At 63.4% G+C, this 16,725-nt stretch carries 18 protein-coding genes; 8 read left to right on the forward strand and 10 right to left on the reverse strand.

All coding sequences use genetic code 11. From position 1 onward, the window contains the following. The first annotated feature begins 5 nt into the window (after window positions 1-5). The 5 genes from AC3YMN_RS14735 to AC3YMN_RS14755 all read left to right on the forward strand — a co-directional run bounded on the left by AC3YMN_RS14735 (window position 6) and on the right by AC3YMN_RS14755 (window position 2,996). Window positions 6-374: a TIGR02301 family protein gene (locus AC3YMN_RS14735; protein ID WP_489890574.1), complete on the forward strand. Its 369-nt coding sequence runs from the start codon at window positions 6-8 to the stop codon at window positions 372-374. Between the two features lie 98 nt (window positions 375-472). Continuing rightward, window positions 473-751: a hypothetical protein gene (locus AC3YMN_RS14740; protein ID WP_489890575.1), complete on the forward strand. Its 279-nt coding sequence runs from the start codon at window positions 473-475 to the stop codon at window positions 749-751. 146 nt (window positions 752-897) lie between these two features. Next, complete coding sequence (gene ygfZ, locus AC3YMN_RS14745) at window positions 898-1,737, forward strand: CAF17-like 4Fe-4S cluster assembly/insertion protein YgfZ (RefSeq protein ID WP_489890576.1); 840 nt, start codon at window positions 898-900, stop codon at window positions 1,735-1,737. 34 nt (window positions 1,738-1,771) lie between these two features. Beyond that, on the forward strand, window positions 1,772-2,380 hold the full coding sequence (locus AC3YMN_RS14750; protein WP_489890577.1) for an HD domain-containing protein: 609 nt from the start codon (window positions 1,772-1,774) through the stop codon (window positions 2,378-2,380). 109 nt (window positions 2,381-2,489) lie between these two features. Next, window positions 2,490-2,996, forward strand: a complete 507-nt coding sequence (locus AC3YMN_RS14755; protein ID WP_489890578.1) for a hypothetical protein — start codon at window positions 2,490-2,492, stop codon at window positions 2,994-2,996. A gap of 6 nt (window positions 2,997-3,002) precedes the next feature. On the opposite strand, the gene AC3YMN_RS14760 is transcribed toward AC3YMN_RS14755, so the two are convergent. The 3 genes from AC3YMN_RS14760 to AC3YMN_RS14770 form a co-directional block, all read right to left on the reverse strand. After that, window positions 3,003-4,061, reverse strand: a complete 1,059-nt coding sequence (locus tag AC3YMN_RS14760; RefSeq protein ID WP_489890579.1) for a cell wall hydrolase — start codon at window positions 4,059-4,061, stop codon at window positions 3,003-3,005. 178 nt (window positions 4,062-4,239) lie between these two features. Then, entirely contained in the window at window positions 4,240-4,791 is a 552-nt protein-coding gene (locus AC3YMN_RS14765) for a hypothetical protein (protein ID WP_489890580.1), read from the reverse strand. Window positions 4,792-4,857: 66 nt separating this feature from the next. Further along, a complete protein-coding gene (locus tag AC3YMN_RS14770) occupies window positions 4,858-7,146 on the reverse strand; it encodes a putative PEP-binding protein (protein WP_489890581.1) in 2,289 nt (762 codons plus the stop codon). Window positions 7,147-7,246: 100 nt separating this feature from the next. On the opposite strand from AC3YMN_RS14770, the gene ispH reads away from it, so the two are divergent. Together ispH and rnhA are read left to right on the forward strand one after the other, a co-directional pair. Beyond that, a complete protein-coding gene (gene ispH, locus AC3YMN_RS14775; RefSeq protein WP_489890582.1) occupies window positions 7,247-8,218 on the forward strand; it encodes a 4-hydroxy-3-methylbut-2-enyl diphosphate reductase in 972 nt (323 codons plus the stop codon). Further along, on the forward strand, window positions 8,215-8,682 hold the full coding sequence (gene rnhA, locus AC3YMN_RS14780) for a ribonuclease HI (protein ID WP_489890583.1): 468 nt from the start codon (window positions 8,215-8,217) through the stop codon (window positions 8,680-8,682). The genes ispH and rnhA overlap by 4 nt, the downstream gene beginning before the upstream one ends. Here rnhA and AC3YMN_RS14785 read toward each other — a convergent pair. The 6 genes from AC3YMN_RS14785 to AC3YMN_RS14810 all read right to left on the reverse strand — a co-directional run bounded on the left by AC3YMN_RS14785 (window position 8,666) and on the right by AC3YMN_RS14810 (window position 14,742). Next, window positions 8,666-9,661 carry a DUF808 domain-containing protein gene (locus AC3YMN_RS14785; protein WP_489890584.1) on the reverse strand — a complete coding sequence of 332 codons (996 nt, stop codon included), beginning with the start codon at window positions 9,659-9,661 and terminating at the stop codon, window positions 8,666-8,668. The two genes, rnhA and AC3YMN_RS14785, sit on opposite strands and share 17 nt — an antisense overlap. A gap of 72 nt (window positions 9,662-9,733) precedes the next feature. Further along, window positions 9,734-11,758: a glycine--tRNA ligase subunit beta gene (gene glyS, locus AC3YMN_RS14790; RefSeq protein ID WP_489890585.1), complete on the reverse strand. Its 2,025-nt coding sequence runs from the start codon at window positions 11,756-11,758 to the stop codon at window positions 9,734-9,736. 88 nt (window positions 11,759-11,846) lie between these two features. After that, on the reverse strand, window positions 11,847-12,767 hold the full coding sequence (locus tag AC3YMN_RS14795; protein ID WP_127752213.1) for a glycine--tRNA ligase subunit alpha: 921 nt from the start codon (window positions 12,765-12,767) through the stop codon (window positions 11,847-11,849). Between the two features lie 52 nt (window positions 12,768-12,819). Continuing rightward, complete coding sequence (locus AC3YMN_RS14800) at window positions 12,820-13,062, reverse strand: hypothetical protein (protein ID WP_489890586.1); 243 nt, start codon at window positions 13,060-13,062, stop codon at window positions 12,820-12,822. Between the two features lie 3 nt (window positions 13,063-13,065). After that, entirely contained in the window at window positions 13,066-13,908 is an 843-nt protein-coding gene (locus tag AC3YMN_RS14805; protein ID WP_489890587.1) for a S49 family peptidase, read from the reverse strand. 48 nt (window positions 13,909-13,956) lie between these two features. Next, a complete protein-coding gene (locus tag AC3YMN_RS14810; protein WP_489890588.1) occupies window positions 13,957-14,742 on the reverse strand; it encodes a tRNA1(Val) (adenine(37)-N6)-methyltransferase in 786 nt (261 codons plus the stop codon). Window positions 14,743-14,836: 94 nt separating this feature from the next. On the opposite strand from AC3YMN_RS14810, the gene AC3YMN_RS14815 reads away from it, so the two are divergent. Continuing rightward, window positions 14,837-15,850 carry a polyprenyl synthetase family protein gene (locus AC3YMN_RS14815; RefSeq protein WP_489890589.1) on the forward strand — a complete coding sequence of 338 codons (1,014 nt, stop codon included), beginning with the start codon at window positions 14,837-14,839 and terminating at the stop codon, window positions 15,848-15,850. Here AC3YMN_RS14815 and AC3YMN_RS14820 read toward each other — a convergent pair. Continuing rightward, a complete protein-coding gene (locus tag AC3YMN_RS14820) occupies window positions 15,847-16,722 on the reverse strand; it encodes a 4-(cytidine 5'-diphospho)-2-C-methyl-D-erythritol kinase (RefSeq protein WP_489890590.1) in 876 nt (291 codons plus the stop codon). The two genes, AC3YMN_RS14815 and AC3YMN_RS14820, sit on opposite strands and share 4 nt — an antisense overlap. Window positions 16,723-16,725 lie beyond the last annotated feature (3 nt).

The raw sequence follows: 16,725 nt of genomic DNA on the forward strand, positions 1-16,725 counted from the left end.
TCCAAGTGAAGCTGCGTTTCGCCCCCATTGCGGCGGCCTTTTGTCTGACCTTCCTCACGCCGGCGCTGGCGATCGATCCGCCCTATCAGCCGCGCATGGAGCGGCTCGCCGAGATCATGGGGAGCCTTTATTTCCTCCAGCCGCTTTGCGAGGCGGGCACGGAAGACTGGCGCGCTCAGATGGCCGAATTGATCGAACTCGACGAGCCCGATGATGACCAACGCCAGCGTCTGGCCGGAGCCTTCAACGCCGGCTACACCGCCTATGCCCGTTTTCATCGCGCCTGCACGCCCAGCGCCCGCGAAGCACTCACGCGCCTGCTGATCGAAGCGGAGAAAACCGCCCGCGAGATCCACACCCGCTACGCTGAATAGGCCTGCCGCGCCGCATTAACGAAACTTGCGCAGGTTGCGTTAACCGTTCACTCATTTGTGGTGCGCCAGCCTCGTTCATCCATGTTAACCCGCTCGGCATGGCGACCAGAAAATCTCTCTTCATCACCGCAGCCGAAATCGAGCTGCCCAGCCACGAGCAAAGCGAGCGTCAGATCGCGCTCGAATATCTGGCGGAAGCCTGGAATGGCGCTGAAGACGACGGGGTGGAATGCGCCTCGCTCGCTCATGCTTCCCTGTTTGCGGCGCTGGCGACTCTCGTCAAACTGCATGGCGATGATGCGGCTGCCGAAATGGTGGCGCTGCTGCCCGACCGCATCCGCGCGGGCGAATACAATCTGGACCGCACGCTGCAATAGCTAGATCTGATTCCGCCTGGTGCCTGCCTGCGAACACGCAAGCGGTTGACCCCTGCCGCGTTCTTGAAAATGCTAGCGCTTCGCGCCATGTCCGAAAGCCCCGCAGCAGTCGCTGCGGGCGGACAGTCTGGGGAAGCAAGACGATCATGACCACCTATCTGCGCGCCGACCGGGCAGTGTTCCGGTTTTCGGGCGTTGACGCCCACAAGCTGCTCAACGATGTCGTCACCGGCCATATCCCCGCGCAGGGCGATGGCACGGGCGAAGCCGGTGTCGCCTGGGCGCTGCTCTCCCCTCAAGGCAAGATCCTCGCCGAAGGCCTGGCCGGTTACGCAGGCGACGCGATCTGGCTCGATGTGCACCACTCCGTGGCCGACGATTTCTTCAAGCGCATGAAGATGTATCGCCTCCGCGCCCAGGTGGTGATCGATGATCTCCGGGAAACCCACCGCGTCGGCTTTGCCACCGAGCAGGACCCCGCCGCGATCAGCCATCTCGATCGGCTGGGGCCCGTCAGGCTGGGCTGGCGTCAGATCGCCCCGGTGGAAGCGCTCAGCGGCTGGATCGCGGACGACACGGCCTATCACGAGCAGCGCATCGCCCAGGGCATCCTGCACCAGGGCAATGACTTTCCCGCCAATGACGCTTTTGCCCATGATATCGGGCTCGACCTGCTCGAGGGAATCGACTTCGCCAAGGGCTGCTATGTCGGCCAGGAAGTGGTCAGCCGCATGAAGCATCGGGGCACGGCACGCCGTCGGCCCGTGATCGTTGATGGTGTGGACGCACCCTCCGGCAGCGCCGTACTGGCGGGCGAACGCGAAGCGGGGCGGCTGGGCCAAGTGGTAAACGGCCAGGCGGTTGCCATCCTGCGGCTCGACCGGATCAGCGATCCCTCCGCCGCGACCGTCGAGGGCAAGCCTGTCCGCCTTTCCCTACCGCCTTACGCAAGCTATGCGTTTGGCGAATCAACGCCCGATGAGTAGCGTTCGGCCACTACTCTTTTAGCTTTGGGGCATCATGGCGCGCGGCAAAGACCGAGCCTGGCAACGGATGTTGTCGGGCCGACGGCTCGATATTCTCGACCCCTCCCCGCTCGATGTCGAGCTTTCCGATATCGCGCATGGCCTCGCCCGCGTCGCCCGCTGGAACGGGCAAACCCTGGGCGACTACGCCTTTTCGGTCGCGCAGCATTCGGTGCTCGTGCTCGAATTGTTTCGCGCCCACAACCCCGAGGCCGACAACACCGCCCAGCTGCAGGCGCTGCTGCATGACGCCCCTGAATATGTGATGGGCGACATCATCTCGCCCTTCAAGGCGGCGATGGGCGGCAACTACAAGACGGTGGAAGACCGGCTGCTGGGCGCGATCTACCTGCGGTTTTCCCTCCCTGCTACAGCCGGTGCAGCCTTGGGAAAACTTATCAAGAAAGCCGATCGCGAGGCCGCTTATTTCGAAGCCGTGCATCTGGCCGGCTTTTCGGCTGTTGAAGCCCAACGTTTTTTCGGCGCACCGAGCTTGCCTGCCTTTGACGTTGATCAGTTCGACCGGCTGATCCGGCCCTGGCCGACGCGCGAAGCGCAGGATCGCTTCATCGCTGCGTGCGAGGCGATCCTGCGCTCCGCCTAGCAGTCCACTCGTTAACCCTAATATTGTTTGAACTTTGCTGCGGCTGCGGCAAAAAGGTTACTGCTTTGTTAACAAGCAGGATCAAACCGCCTCATTTCGGGACGCAGCCATGAACCTACCCACGCGCCATATGCTAGTCGGAATGTGTCTGGGCGCCGTTTGCGCCACCGCCTTGGCGGCGATTGGACCTGGCATAGTCGTTGATGCAATCGCCGGGGAACGCGGAGTTGGCATCGATACGGCCAGCCTCGTGCGCTTTGATGATCGCGAGTATCAGGTGCAATATGAGGAAGGGGTGGACACCAACCCGCTCCAAACCGTCCGGGTCAAGAAGATCGAGGCGGGCCGGGTGAGTTGGGTGGATATCGCCGTCACGGCGACCGGCACCTATTCTACTGACGCGCTGGTTTCAGAGCACATCCAGTATCCGGGCATCAGCGTCTCGCCGGTTGGGCAGCCCGGTCCGGGCAACCGCTTCTCGTTCTGGGACGGCCAGAGCTGGACCTCTTTCACTCCAACGGCTGGCATGTCGATGATCTTTGCCAATGCAGCAACGGCAGTGCGGATCGGCAGAGATTTTACCTGCGTATATGGCAAAAGCTATCGCGTCTGCTGATCGGTTCTAGCCAAACAGCCAGCCGCGCTTGAATTTGTAGAACACGTGCAGACCAACCTGCGTCAACTTTTGCATGCGGGGTGCCCAGGCGGGGCGCACATAGGTGGCGTGATAGTGGGTGGAGTCGGCGACCTCGGTCAGGTACAATTCGCCGTCCACAAACCGCGCCGCAATGTCTTCCGCCTGCGCCCATGACTTCTTGTCCGAAATCCGCTCAGGGATGCCATCGCAGGCAAAGGAGAACTGGCAGGCATTGCGCTTGTGCTGGTTCTGGAACACGACGCCACAGATCGTGCTGGGATAGCGGTGATCCTTGACGCGGTTGAGCACGACCTGAGCAACAGCGACCTGACCGCGATAGCTTTCGCCCCGCGCCTCAAAGTAGATTGCCGTGGCCAGGCACCACAACTCCTTGTCGGAAACCTCGACCGCCTTGCCAGTGTCAAAGGCACCAAGAACCGGCGCATTCGCGCGGGCATAGGCGAGTTGCTCGGAGGCAACCGCCGGCATGGGCTGGCCCAAAGCCCCAGCAGTGCTGGTCGGGGCAATCCCGGCGATGGCGTCAAGGGCGGAGGAGCTGATTTCGGGATTAATGGAAGCCACCGACATGCGCGGACCCGGATCGATCTCGCCCGGTGCCTCAATGGCTGCGTCGGCGATCTGGCTTTGGCCCAAGGCTTCGGGCTGGCCGGGGGCGACGCGCAGCGCCGCGAGCCGGGTGCGCACTTCCTCGAAGCTACGAGAAATTGCCAGTGCATCCTGCTTCGGACGAAGCCGATCGGTCTTTTCCGCCCGGTTGGGACCGGTAAAGCTAGCGCTCTCGAACAGGTGATCGAACGATTGTGGCGTCTGTACCGTTGTTGTACCGCCAAGACTGCCCTGGACGACAACAGGCGGTGCCGCTAACTCGCCGCTCGCATCTGCGGGACTGAAGGCGACGCTGGTGAGCCCCGCATAACTCAGTACGCCCACGAGTCCAAACGCCATAAGCTTGGCATGGGGACGGTGGCGACGAGCCGACTTGGTCGCGTGCACGGGCACGACGGACCGATTTGATAGGGCCATCTCAGCTACTCAACAAAACGCAACATAACTACTGATCGGCAAAAGTGACGCTAAGAGGCCGACAGTGAAATGATGTCTTATTAGGGTTAGCGTGGAGTAAACGCCCAATCAGGCAGTGACGTGGATGAAGAATGGCGAGAACCGGGCAAGAGGCCTTCGGGCTGATTTGTCGCAGTACTTAGCTGCAACCATCCCTCACAGCCTGCGCCTCGTCTACGAAGCTATCCACCCGAAACCGGACCGAAAGAGAACGCGAGTTCACCGGCGTGACCCGCGCCGTGATATTGGTCGCGCCCGCGAGGCTGTCGACAAAGGCGGCGGCTTCCGCCTGATCCCCGATGATGATGGCGGTATTGGTCGGGTCCACCGGCAAGGTACGACTGCGGTCGGTTTGCAGATCATATTGCAGGGTCAGACCGGCATCATTGCCCAAGGCCGATAGCGTATTGCCCGCAAAGCCAAACCAGATGCTCAACTGCCCCGCCTCACAGCGCACAGTCAGGGTTGCAGGACCGCGGCCACTGGGGCGAGCCGGGATCAGCTGGGTAGATTCCAGCACGGCTTCCAGCGCTGCAGTGGGGGCAGTACCGGGCCTAAACAAGGCATCATAGCAGGCCAGACGTTCGACCCCATTTTGGATGCTGGCACATTGCGCGCCATCTGACTGCCCGAACGCTGGCGCTGAAACAAAAAGAAGCGGGATGAGCGCCAGCATTGGCAGTTTGTTCACGAGCAAAATGTCCCTTCCGCCATCGGTGGCCCTGCGCTCACAACATAGGCACTGCGAGCCCGAATTTTAAGACGCTGCCTGTGCCAAGGTCAGTCGCGCCACCGGCACCCGATAGGGCGAGCAGGAGACATAATCGATCCCCAGCCCCGCAAAGTATCGCAAGGATGCTGGATCGCCTGCATGTTCGCCGCAGATGCCGATCTTGAGCGAGGGGTTGGCAGCGCGCCCGCGGGCAATGGCGATGGAAATCATCTCGCCCACCCCCTTTTCGTCGATGGTGACAAAGGGATCACGCTCATAAATGCCTTTGCGCTGGTAGACGGTCAGGAAAGTGGGCGCGTCGTCGCGTGAAATGCCAAAGGTCGTTTGCGTCAGATCATTGGTGCCAAAGGATATGAAATCCACGAGATGGGCGATATCGCCGGCCCGCAGGCAAGCCCGGGGCAGCTCGATCATGGTGCCAAAGGAAAACCGCACCCGGTCGGAGCGCAAGAGCCCGGAATTGGCCGCAATGGCATTCACCCGGTCCCGCACAAAGGCCACTTCGGTCGCGGTTGAGACAAAGGGCACCATGACCTCGATCACCACCGGCTCTTCCTGTCTTTCGCTAGCCTGACGCGCGCCGGCCATCAGCGCCTGAGTCTGCATCTGCAGCAGTTCGGGATAAGTGATGGCGAGCCGTACGCCGCGATGGCCCAGCATCGGGTTGATCTCGGCGATACGATCCAGCTGCAGCCGCAACGCCCTGACAGCCAGGCCAAGCGAAGCCGCCGTGTCCTCGATTTCTTCCTCAGTCCGCGGCAGGAATTCGTGCAGCGGCGGATCAAACAGGCGCACCGTCACCGGCAGCCCGCGCATGGTGGAAAACAGCGCCTCGTAGTCCCCGGTCTGGTAACCGATCAGCCCGTTCACCGCTCGATTGCGATCGTCGCCGTCCTCGGACAGGATCACGCGGCGCAGCGCCAGCATGCGTTCGGGCGAAAAGAACATGTGCTCGGAACGCGCCAGCCCAATACCCTCGGCACCAAAGCTGAGCGCCGTGCGGGCGGATTCCACCGTTTCCACATTGGTACGCACCGCAATGGTGCGGCTGCGATCGGACCAACCCAGCAGCGTGCCGATCGCGCCCCCGATATGGGGCTGGCTCAGCGGCAACATCCCGGCATAGACCTGCCCATCGGTGCCATCGATGGTCACCCGGTCGCCAGTGCGATAATCGCGCTCGCCGATGCGGCACACCATTTCTGTCGCGTTTACCGACATGGTCCGCACGCCCGCCACACAGGGCTTGCCGGTGATGCGGGCGATCACGCCGGCATGGCTCGACATGCCGCCACGAGCGGTGAGAATGCCGGTCGCGGCCTTCAGGCCTTCGATATCTGCGGGGCCGGTTTCGTTGACCACAAGAATGCAATGCTTGCCCCGAGCGCGCAGGCGCGCTGCGTCTTCGGCGTTAAAGACGATGGGACCGCTGGCCGCTCCCGGTGACACGCCGAGGCCGGTGGCAATGGGAATGGCGGCAGCAGATGCCTTGAGGCGCGGATGCAGCAACTGCGCCAGGCGGGCAGGCTCCACGCGTGACACGGCGTTCTGCGGTGACCAGACGCCGCGGCTCACCCGGTCCACCGCCGCTTCAAGCTCGGCCGCGGGGCTGGCCTGAACTGGCCGTGCGGACAAGAATTGTGCCTCGTTCCCGCTCACCGCGACCGAACAGCACATATGCCGCCCCGCCTTGGCATCGAGCAGCGCCACAAGGGCGGTTATGCTGTCCGGCAACGCTGGCAGCATATTGCCGTCGGTGGGAGCTGGCCCGAGCGCCCCGGTTGCCGCGTTGCGGGTGAGAAAGGACACGATTGCCCCGCCTGCCGAGCTTTGCACCAGAACGATCTGGCGCGCGCGTTCGTCATCCGGGCGCGCTTCACCCCAACCCGGCCGCGCAAAGCCATAGCTGTCGAACGCGTTCTTGATCGCACGTCCGAGGGGCCGGTTGGGATCAACGGCATCGGCCGCGCTCAGGGGGGGCGCAATGCCAGTTTTGGCAGGGAGCAGGCCCGCATTATGGGACGCCGCTGAAGTGCGCACCGCCAGATAGGGCGTTTGCCCATCATCGCCGACCAGCTTGAACAGGCACGCGATCCAGTGGGTGCGCAGTTTGGCGTCCCGGCGCGTGCGCTCGGCCTGCAGGGCCTCCCATGCCGCCCGGGTGATGCAGATCGTGGGAATGGTGGGAAAACCGGCATCGCTGACGCGGAAAATCCAGCGGGCCTTGCCCGAAAGCAATTTGAGCTGCGAGGCCGATAGGTTCGCCTTGCCCACCGCAGGGGCAATCGCAAAAATTTCCTGGGCCAAACTCACCTTGCTATCCCTGCCATGCCGCGCGGCGCATAATGCCTATGAGCTAGCCTGCCTGCAACAAGGCTTGACTTGGCCGGCTCGCGAAAGCATCTGATCGGGGATGGAAAAGCGGCCACAACTAGACATCCTGCTGTGCGCCCCTCGCGGATTTTGCGCGGGGGTCGACCGAGCCATTCAGATCGTCGAACTCGCCCTGCAGAAATATGGCGCGCCCGTTTATGTGCGCCACGCCATCGTCCACAACAAATATGTGGTGGATGGGCTGCGCGAAAAAGGCGCGGTTTTCGTGGAAGAACTGAGCGAGATTCCGCCGGGCGATGCGCCAGTGGTGTTCTCGGCCCATGGTGTGCCCAAGAGCGTTCCGGCCGATGCGCGCAGCCGCAACATGATGTTTCTGGATGCGACTTGCCCGCTGGTGTCCAAGGTGCATGTGGAAGCACAGCGCCATTTCGAGGAGGGTCACGAAATCGTGCTGATCGGGCACCATGGCCATCCTGAGGTCGTGGGCACGATGGGGCAGTTGCCCCCCGGCGCCATTACGCTCGTGGAAGATGTGGCCGGCGCCATGGCCATTACACCCCGCGATCCGGCAGCCCTCGCTTATGTGACGCAAACTACGCTTTCCGTGGATGACACCAGCGAGATCGTGGCGGCTCTGCAGTCGCGCTTCCCACTAATCCATGGCCCGCACAAGGAAGACATCTGCTACGCGACCACCAACCGGCAGCAGGCCGTCAAGGCGGTAGCGCCGCTGGTCGACGCCATGGTCGTGGTTGGCTCGCCTAATTCTTCCAATTCGCTGCGCCTCGTCGAGGTAGCCGAACGGGCCGGGTGCCGCGTTGCCATGCTGGTCGACCGCGCCAGCGAAATCGACTGGAGCCGCCTCGAAGGCATTCGCACCCTGGGCGTCTCAGCCGGTGCCTCGGCGCCTGAAAAGCTCGTCGATGAAGTAATCGAGGCCTTTGCCGAACGCTATGACATCAAGGTCGAGGCCAAGGTCACGGCAGTCGAGAACATCGCCTTCAACGTGCCGCGGCAGCTGCGCCCCGTCGAGGTCACCGTCGCCCCGTGAGTGAAGCCGTTGTGATCCATACGGACGGGGCCTGCTCGGGCAATCCCGGTCCGGGCGGCTGGGGCGCCATTCTCCAATATGGCGACAAGCGCAAGGAATTGTGCGGCGGGGAAGCGCTGACCACCAACAACAAGATGGAGCTGACCGCCGCCATCGAGGCGCTTAACGCGCTTACCCGCCCCTGCACGGTCGAACTGCATACCGACAGCCAGTACGTAAAGAACGGCGTGCAAAGCTGGATGAAGGGCTGGAAGCGCAACGGCTGGAAGACCGCCGACAAGAAGCCGGTAAAAAACCTCGAGCTCTGGCAGGCACTGGACGAAGCCACCAAGCGCCACACCATCTCCTGGCATTGGGTCAAGGGCCACGCCGGACACGATCTTAACGAGCGCGCCGACCAGCTCGCCAATGAGGGCATGGCGCCCTTCAAGACCAAGCGAGCCGCCTTTACGCCGCCGGTTTAGCGGCGCGCTTGGGCAGCATCCGCTTGATCACACCCCAGAGCGGGGAGACCACATAGCCCGCCACCGGAATCAGCAGCGTGCCCAGCAGCAGACCGAAGAAAAAGTCCACAAAGGCGGTAGCGAACCATCCCGCAAGGCTCGCAAACGAGCTGAAGGTGTGCTCGGCCCAGTGAGCGGCCCCTTCAATGATGTGTTCAGGCAGGTCCCAACCGAACTCGTACAGGCCATGCGCGACAATGCTGCCGCCGACCCAGGTCATGGCCGCAGTACCCACAAGGCTCAGCACGCGCATGAAGCCTGGCATGCCGGTCACCAGCCCGCGGCCGAAAGCGCGCCCGGCGCCCGTGCGGCCCTTTTTGGCCAGCAGCAATCCTAGATCATCGGCTTTGACGATCAGCGCAACCGCACCGTAAACCAAGATCGTGATGCCGATGCCGACCAAGGCCAGCACCATCGCTTGAGTGATGACGTTCTCGACCGGAATATTGGCCAGCGCGATGGTCATGATCTCGGCGGAAAGAATGAAATCGGTTTTGATCGCGCCAGCGACCTTCTGGTCCTCAAGGGTCTGGGCGGTGATCGCCGCCGGCACCAGTGCGGCCTCGTGCGCCTCAGCCTGATGGGGTAGGACCGCATGGAAAACCTTTTCGGCTCCCTCGTAGCAGAGATACGCCCCACCGATCATCAGCAAGGGCGTGATCACCCAGGGTGCGAAAAACGAGAGCAGCAATGCCGCGGGCAACAGGAAGATCAGCTTGTTCTTGACCGAACCCAGCGCGATCTTGCCGATAATGGGAACTTCGCGATCGGCGGTAAAGCCGTGCACATAGTTAGGTGTGACAGCGGCATCGTCGATCACCGCGCCCGCTGCCTTGGCGCCTGCCTTGGCGGCTTGCCCCGCGACGTCATCGAGCGACGCCGCGGCAACTTTCACTAGTCCCGCGACATCGTCGAGCAACGCCAATAATCCAACGCTCATATCTTCATTCCTGCCGCAGCTTAGATGTGGCAGGGGAAACGAGCGGAGCTACCCCCGGGGTTCCATCCGCAGCTAGCCCGAAATCTTGGAGAAATCGGCCACCAGATGCATTGTCTGGCGCAGGCGCCCCAGAAGGTTGAGCCGATTTATGCGCGTGGCCGGATCGGGATCGTTGACCAGCACCGCTTCAAAGAACGCATCCACCGGGGCGCGCAGGGCCGCCAGATCGCCCATGGCGCCGGTAAAATCATCCTCTGCCACCCGGGCCGCCACTGCCGGCTGCACCGTCGTCACGGCCGCGGCCAGCGCGGTTTCCTCGGGCAACTGCAACAGCTCGGGCTTGACCTCGCCATCATAGGTCAACGAGAACTTCTTTTCCTCAGCAGCAAGAATATTGGCGGCGCGGCGATAGCCGGCCAGCAGATTGATGCCGTCGGGCGAGGACAGTAGCGACGACAGCGCTTCGGCACGCTGGGTGATCTGCAACATGTCATTGCTTTCGGGAGAGAGCACCGCATCGATCAGATCGTGACGGGCGCCCGCATCGCGCAGCGACACCTTGAGCCGGTCATGGAAGAAGGCCAGCAGGTCCGGCTCCACCAACAGCGGAAAGCGTAGGTTGTTCTCAGTGATGATCCGGATCACGCCCAAGGCGGCACGGCGCAGCGCAAAAGGATCGCGCGAGCCGGTGGGCTTTTCGTTGATGCGCCAGAACTCGGTCAGCAGATCGAGTTTGTCGGCCAGCGCTACGGCGATCGCGACTGGATCGTTGGGGACCTCGTCGGTAGGACCAAGCGGCTTGTAGTGCTGCTCGATGGCATTGGCGATGTCAGCAGGCTCGCCCTGCGCCAGGGCGTAATAGCGCCCCATCAATCCTTGCAGCTCAGGAAACTCACCGACCATGCCGGTGGTGAGGTCAGCCTTGGCCAGCATGGCGGCGCGCTTGGCGCGTTCCGGATCGGCCCCCACCTGCGGGGCGATCTGCCCTGCCATTTTCACCAGGCGCTCGACGCGAGCAAACTGGGTTCCGAGCTTGGCGTGGAACACGGTGTCTTCGAGCTTGGGCAGACCGTGCTCGAGCGGAGTCGCCAAATCCCCTTCGTAGAAGAACTTGGCGTCAGACAAGCGAGCGCGAATAACGCGCTCATTGCCGGCGATGATCGCGGCGCCGCCGTCGATCGCCACCGTATTGGCGGTGATGATGAAATAGGGGGCCAGGCGCCCTGCCCCGTCGCGCAGGCAGAAGCATTTCTGGTTGGCGCGAATGGTGGCGATGATCACCTCTTCGGGCAGTTCCAGAAAGGCCGGGTCAAACGCGCCCATCATCACCACAGGCCATTCCACCAGCCCTGCCACTTCCTCGAGCAGGCCTTCGTCGCCAATCACCGACAGGCCGCGCGCAAAGGCGAGGTGTTCGGCATCGCTGCGGATGATGTCCTTGCGCCGGTCGAGGTCGAGCACGACTTTGGCGCGCTCGAGCCCCATCAGATAATCCTCAAAGCGCCGGATACGAATGGCTCCGGGCGCCAGGAACCGATGACCATAAGTGGTCTGGCCAGACCCAACCCCTGCAGCCTCGAAGGGGATCACAATCGGCTCGTCATTCTCGGTACCAAAGGTCGCAGTGATGGCGCGCAGCGGGCGCACCCAGCTGGTGCTGCCCGCGCCCCAGCGCATCGACTTGGCCCAGGGAAAATCGGCGATCACGCGCGGCAGCAGGCCCGACAGAATCGTTGCGGCCTCGGCGCCGGGCTTGTGGATATGGGCCACGTAGAACTCGCCCTTTTTCGGGTCGCTTTCGATCTTGGCCTGCTCGATCGAGCTCAACCCCGCCGAGCGCAAAAACCCATCGATCGCCGGTTGCGGCGCGCCAACCTTGGGGCCCTTCTTGTCTTCATGCGTGTCGGGCGAGCGCGGCGGAATGCCCGAAACCGTCAGCGCCAACCGGCGCGGCGTCACGAACGCCTTGGCGCCTTCGTAAATGAGACCCGCATCCACCAGCGCTGTGGTCACCGCCTTGCGCAAGTCTTCGGCAGCGCGGCGCTGAAGACGGGCAGGGATTTCCTCGGAAAACAGTTCGAGCAGCAGATCGGGCATGGTTTAAACCGGGCGTTCGAGCGTGTGGGGTGTGCCTAGCAAGGGGACGAAGCCTTGTCCATTGCAGCGGCGTGCGGGGTCTGGCGCCTCAGGCGCCACCGCCCGCGGTGTGCAGCCAGGCTTCGCCACAGGCCTTGGCCAGTTCGCGAATGCGCAGAATATAGCTTTGCCGCTCAGTCACCGAGATGACGCCACGAGCGTCGAGCAGGTTGAAATTGTGCGAAGCCTTGATCACCTGCTCATAGGCCGGCACGGCCATGGTGTGGCGGTCGCCCTCGCGGCCTGCTTCCAGAATGGCCCGGCATTCCTTTTCCGCATCGGCGAAATGGCGGAACAGGATCTCGGTATCGGCCGCCTCGAAATTATACTTGGATTGCTCCTGTTCGTTCTGCAGGAACACATCGCCATAGGTGACCTTGGAGTTGCCGCCGCCACCATTGAAGTTGAGATCGTAAACGTTCTCGACCCCCTGCACATACATGGCGAGGCGCTCGAGCCCATAGGTGATTTCGCCCGGCACCGGCGAGCATTCAAAGCCCGCCACCTGCTGGAAATAGGTGAACTGGCTGACTTCCATCCCATCGCACCAGCATTCCCAGCCAAGGCCCCAGGCGCCCAGCGTCGGGCTTTCCCAGTCATCCTCGACAAAGCGGATGTCGTGCAGGGCGCTATCAAGACCGATCGCCGCCAGCGACTTGAGATAAAGCTCCTGGATGTCGGGTGGCGACGGCTTCAGGATAACCTGGAACTGATAATAGTGCTGCAGGCGGTTGGGATTTTCGCCATAGCGCCCGTCCTTGGGCCGGCGGGAAGGCTGCACATAAGCGGCGTTCCAAGGCTTGGGGCCCAGCGCGCGCAAGGTGGTCGCGGTATGGAAGGTGCCGGCGCCCATCTGCATGTCATAGGGCTGCAAAATCACGCAGCCCTGCTCGGCCCAGAAATTTTGGAGCGTCAGGATCATGCCCTGGAACGAGTTCTTGGGGTCCATATGGGCGGGGCGGTCAGTCATGGGCGTGGTCCCTTTGTGCGGGTCCATCCTCTATTGAGGCTGCCGGGAGCGGTCAACGGCGATTGTTCTCGTCGCCGGGTCCGCCCGGCCGGTAGGTGCCGTCCGCGTCGCGCTTGAGATCGATCACGCCCGGCTTGGCGCGCTCGGCCTGGTCACCCTCGCGGCGCAGGCGCCGGGCTTCCTCATCCTGGCTCTTGAACTGGCCCTGCCAGTCGCGCCAGATCTTGCGAACACCCAGATAGATGGCCGCGGCGATGACGAGATAGATGGCGAGGCGAAGCAGAACTGCGGTCATTGGCTATAGTCCCAGCCGGGACCACAAGGCGCGGTCCTCCAGCGTAGCGGTCATGGCGGCGGGCAGTTCAGCGGCAAAGCTGAGGCGTGGCACGCCAAACCAGGACCGCTTGGGCGCAATGAACTTGAGCACGACATCGGCGCCGTAGCGGGTGCGCAGCGTTGCATGCAGGTCGCCGATCGCATCCACCAGCCCCAGTTCAACGCCGCGAAGCCCAGGCCACCATTCGCCGGTGAACAGCACATCGTCCGGCGCGCGCAGCCGGTCGCCCCGCCGCGCTTTCACATGCTCGATAAAGACCGAATGGATATCGAGCTCCACCGCCTTGATGCGCTCAACATCGCCCGGATTTTCCGGCAAGAAGGGGTCCAGCGTGGATTTGTTGCGGCCTGCCGTGTGCACCCGCCGCTCGATGCCGAGCTTTTCCAGTGCGCCCACAAACCCGAAGCCGGCCATGATCACGCCGATAGAGCCCACGATCGAAGAGGGATCAGCGATGATCTCGTCACCCGCCACGGCAATGAAATAGCCCCCGGACGCCGCCGCATCCTCCAAGAAGACGAGAACCGGCTTGCCATGCTCGTCGGCCAGGTCGCGAATGCGCTTGGAGATCAGGCGCGACTGCACCGGCGAGCCGCCGGGAGAATTGACCACGATGGCGATGGCTGGCGCTGACTTGATGGCGAAGGCGCGCTGCAGCAAGGGCTCCACCGAAGCAATGCTCAGCCGCCCCTGGCGCTGTTCAGCGGCGACCACGCCGTGAAGCCGAACCACGGGGATGACCGTCTTGTTGCCGCCCAGGCGACGCCAGATCCGGCCCATCCAGGCAGGGGTTTGAACAGCCATCGGGTTCCTTTCAAGCTCGCCGCCCCATTTAGGGTGCATCTAGGGGGATTACCAGACAAGCCGCGCCTCGCCGCGGAAGATTGCTTCAAACTCGGGCCGGAACGCCCGGCCATCTGCCTCATGGAGCGCCCGCGCGCCAAGCAGCGTCAACGGCGTCCGCGATCCCTTGATGCCGCGCAGCAGCACTCGGGTGGCAGGACCATCGGGCCGCGCGCAGAGCGGCAGGATGGTCAGCGCCCCGAACCGTCGGCCAAACGCGGCCAGCAAGGCTTGCAGCCCCTGCGCGGGATAGATGAAAATGGCCTCGCCGCCGCCCGCCGCAGCGCCCGCGGCTGATTTGACCCAGAGCTCCAGTTGTTCATTTTGCATGTGCCGGGCTCCCGCCCGACCCTGTACGCGCGCCAGCGTGCCCCGGGCAGCATCGAAAAACGGCGGATTGGCGATAACCGTCTCGTAAGCATTCTCCTCGATTCCGGCCGCCTGACGCGCACTTCCCGGCCCGGCCACATCGGCATGCGCGTATCTCACCCGGTGGGCAAAGCCGTTCGCGGCCGCATTATCCTGTGCGAGCGCCAGCATGGCCTCATCGCGCTCGGCAAGCGTGGCGCGCAGGGCCGGAGCATGCGCGAGGGCCACGAGGGCCGCGGTCCCCGCGCCACTGCCCAGATCCAGCAGTGTTTGCGCGCTAGGGGGTACCGAAGCCCCCAAAAGCACGCTGTCGAGCCCCGCCCGGAAGCCCCGCGCCGGTTGGCGCACAGTGATGCGGCCGCCCAGAAAGGCGTCTGACGTCGTGGTTTGCTGTTGGACAAAGTCGCTGGTCTGGTCTAGGGACATCGCACCCAATTGGCCGGTTTTTACGCGAGCTTAAGTGGCAAGCGCATCAGGCTCAACCAGATTTGCCAGTAGGGGCAAACGAGGACCGTACCGCGTGTCTGTTGTTACGCAATCCAAACCGGCATTCAGTGCCAATGCAGTTGATCGGCTGATCGATGCTACTGCCGCTGACATGGCCAAGGTCAATGCGCTGATCCTGGCGCGGGCAGATTCGCATGTGGAAATGGTGCCCGAGCTGGCCCGCTACCTCATCGAAAGCGGTGGCAAGCGCCTGCGCCCCATGCTGACCGTGGCTGCGGCTGCCTTGTTCGGCAAGGGCACGGGCTCGGCCATCAATTTCGCCGCCGCTGTCGAGTTCATGCATAACGCCACGCTGCTGCATGACGATGTGGTCGATGAAAGCGATATGCGCCGCGGCAAGCCCGCTGCCCGCATGGTGTGGGGCAATAAGGCCTCGATCCTCGTTGGCGATTTCCTCCTCGGCCAAGCCTTCATGATGATGGTGGAAACTGGCGACATTGCAGCATTGGGCGTGCTTTCCGCCGCGTCGGCCGCCATGGCCGAGGGCGAAGTGTTCCAGTTGGCCAAGACTGGCGATCTTTCCACCACGCCCCAAGACTATGCCGAAGTGATCCGCGCCAAAACTGCGGTGCTGTTCCAGGCCGCGTGCGAAGTGGGCGCGATGTCGGGCGGCGCCGATGCGCCGGGCCGTAAGGCTTTGGCCCGCTACGGGCTTGAGCTCGGAACCGCCTTCCAGCTGGTGGATGACGTGCTCGATTACCGGGGCGAAAGCGATACGCTGGGCAAGAACAGCGGCGATGACCTGCGCGAAGGCAAGATGACGCTGCCCGTTATTTTGGCGCTGGCCGATGCCAGCGAGGCCGAGCGCGCAGTGATCACCGGCGCGCTGGGCGATGCCCAGGCGAGCGACGATCAGGTGCGCAGCGTTGTTGCCATTATGGAGCGGCACGATACCCTTGGGCGCACCATAAGGCAGGCCCATGCCCATGCGGGTGCCGCCCGCGACGCGCTCAACGCCGCTCCCGCTGGGGCGATGAACGCGCTCTTGGCCGACGTGGTCGAATTCAGCGTGATGCGCCTGTTCTAGGGCCCGAGTACCGGCGCCGCGGCAATCCAATGGTCTGGCGTCGCCCGACGCATTTCATGGGCCGCCTGATGCGCCTGCGCACCCGAGCCGAACAGCCCGAACACCGTTGCTCCCGATCCCGACATCCGCGCCAGCATGCAGCCGGGTGCCGCCCCAAGCCGAGCAATGATGCGGCCGATCTCGGGCACCAGTTCCACTGCCGGCGCCTGCAGGTCATTGCGGCTTTCCGCCAGCCAGATGCCCAGTTGCGCGGGCCGGGTCATCGGCTCAGGCAAGGCTGGCATTCCTGGATTGTCCTTTTTAAGGAGGCGCCGGAACACTTCCGGCGTCGAGACCGGCACCAGCGGATTGACCAGCACCAGATAGCATTCGGGGAAGGCTGGCAGCGGCGAAAGGATCTCCCCTACCCCGCGCGCCACCAGAGGGGCGGATACGAGGCAGGCGGGGACATCCGCGCCCAACCTTGCTCCCAACTCAGCCAGTTCCGTGACAGGGATCGGCGTGGCCGACAGATCGGCGAGCAGGCGCAGCGCCGCAGCGGCATCGGCGGAGCCCCCGCCAATGCCAGCGGCCACCGGCAAGTTCTTGCGCAGCCGCATAGCGAGGCCCGGCGGCACGGCCTCAGGCCAGCGGGCGCGAAAGGCGGCCACGGCACGCGACACCAGATTGGTATCGCCACCGCTCAGGCCGCGCGCAAAAGGGCCAGTGATCGCAAGACTGTCGCTGGCCGCTGGCGCCGCTTCCAGTTCGTCGGCCAAGTCGGCGAACACCACCAGGCTTTGCAGGTCGTGGTAGCCGTCGTCACGCCGACGGGTGACATGCAGCGCCAGATTGACCTTGGCTGGCGCCGACTGCGTCCAATACTGCCCCATGCC

The sequence above is a fragment of the Devosia sp. Z11_6 genome (assembly GCF_058133665.1).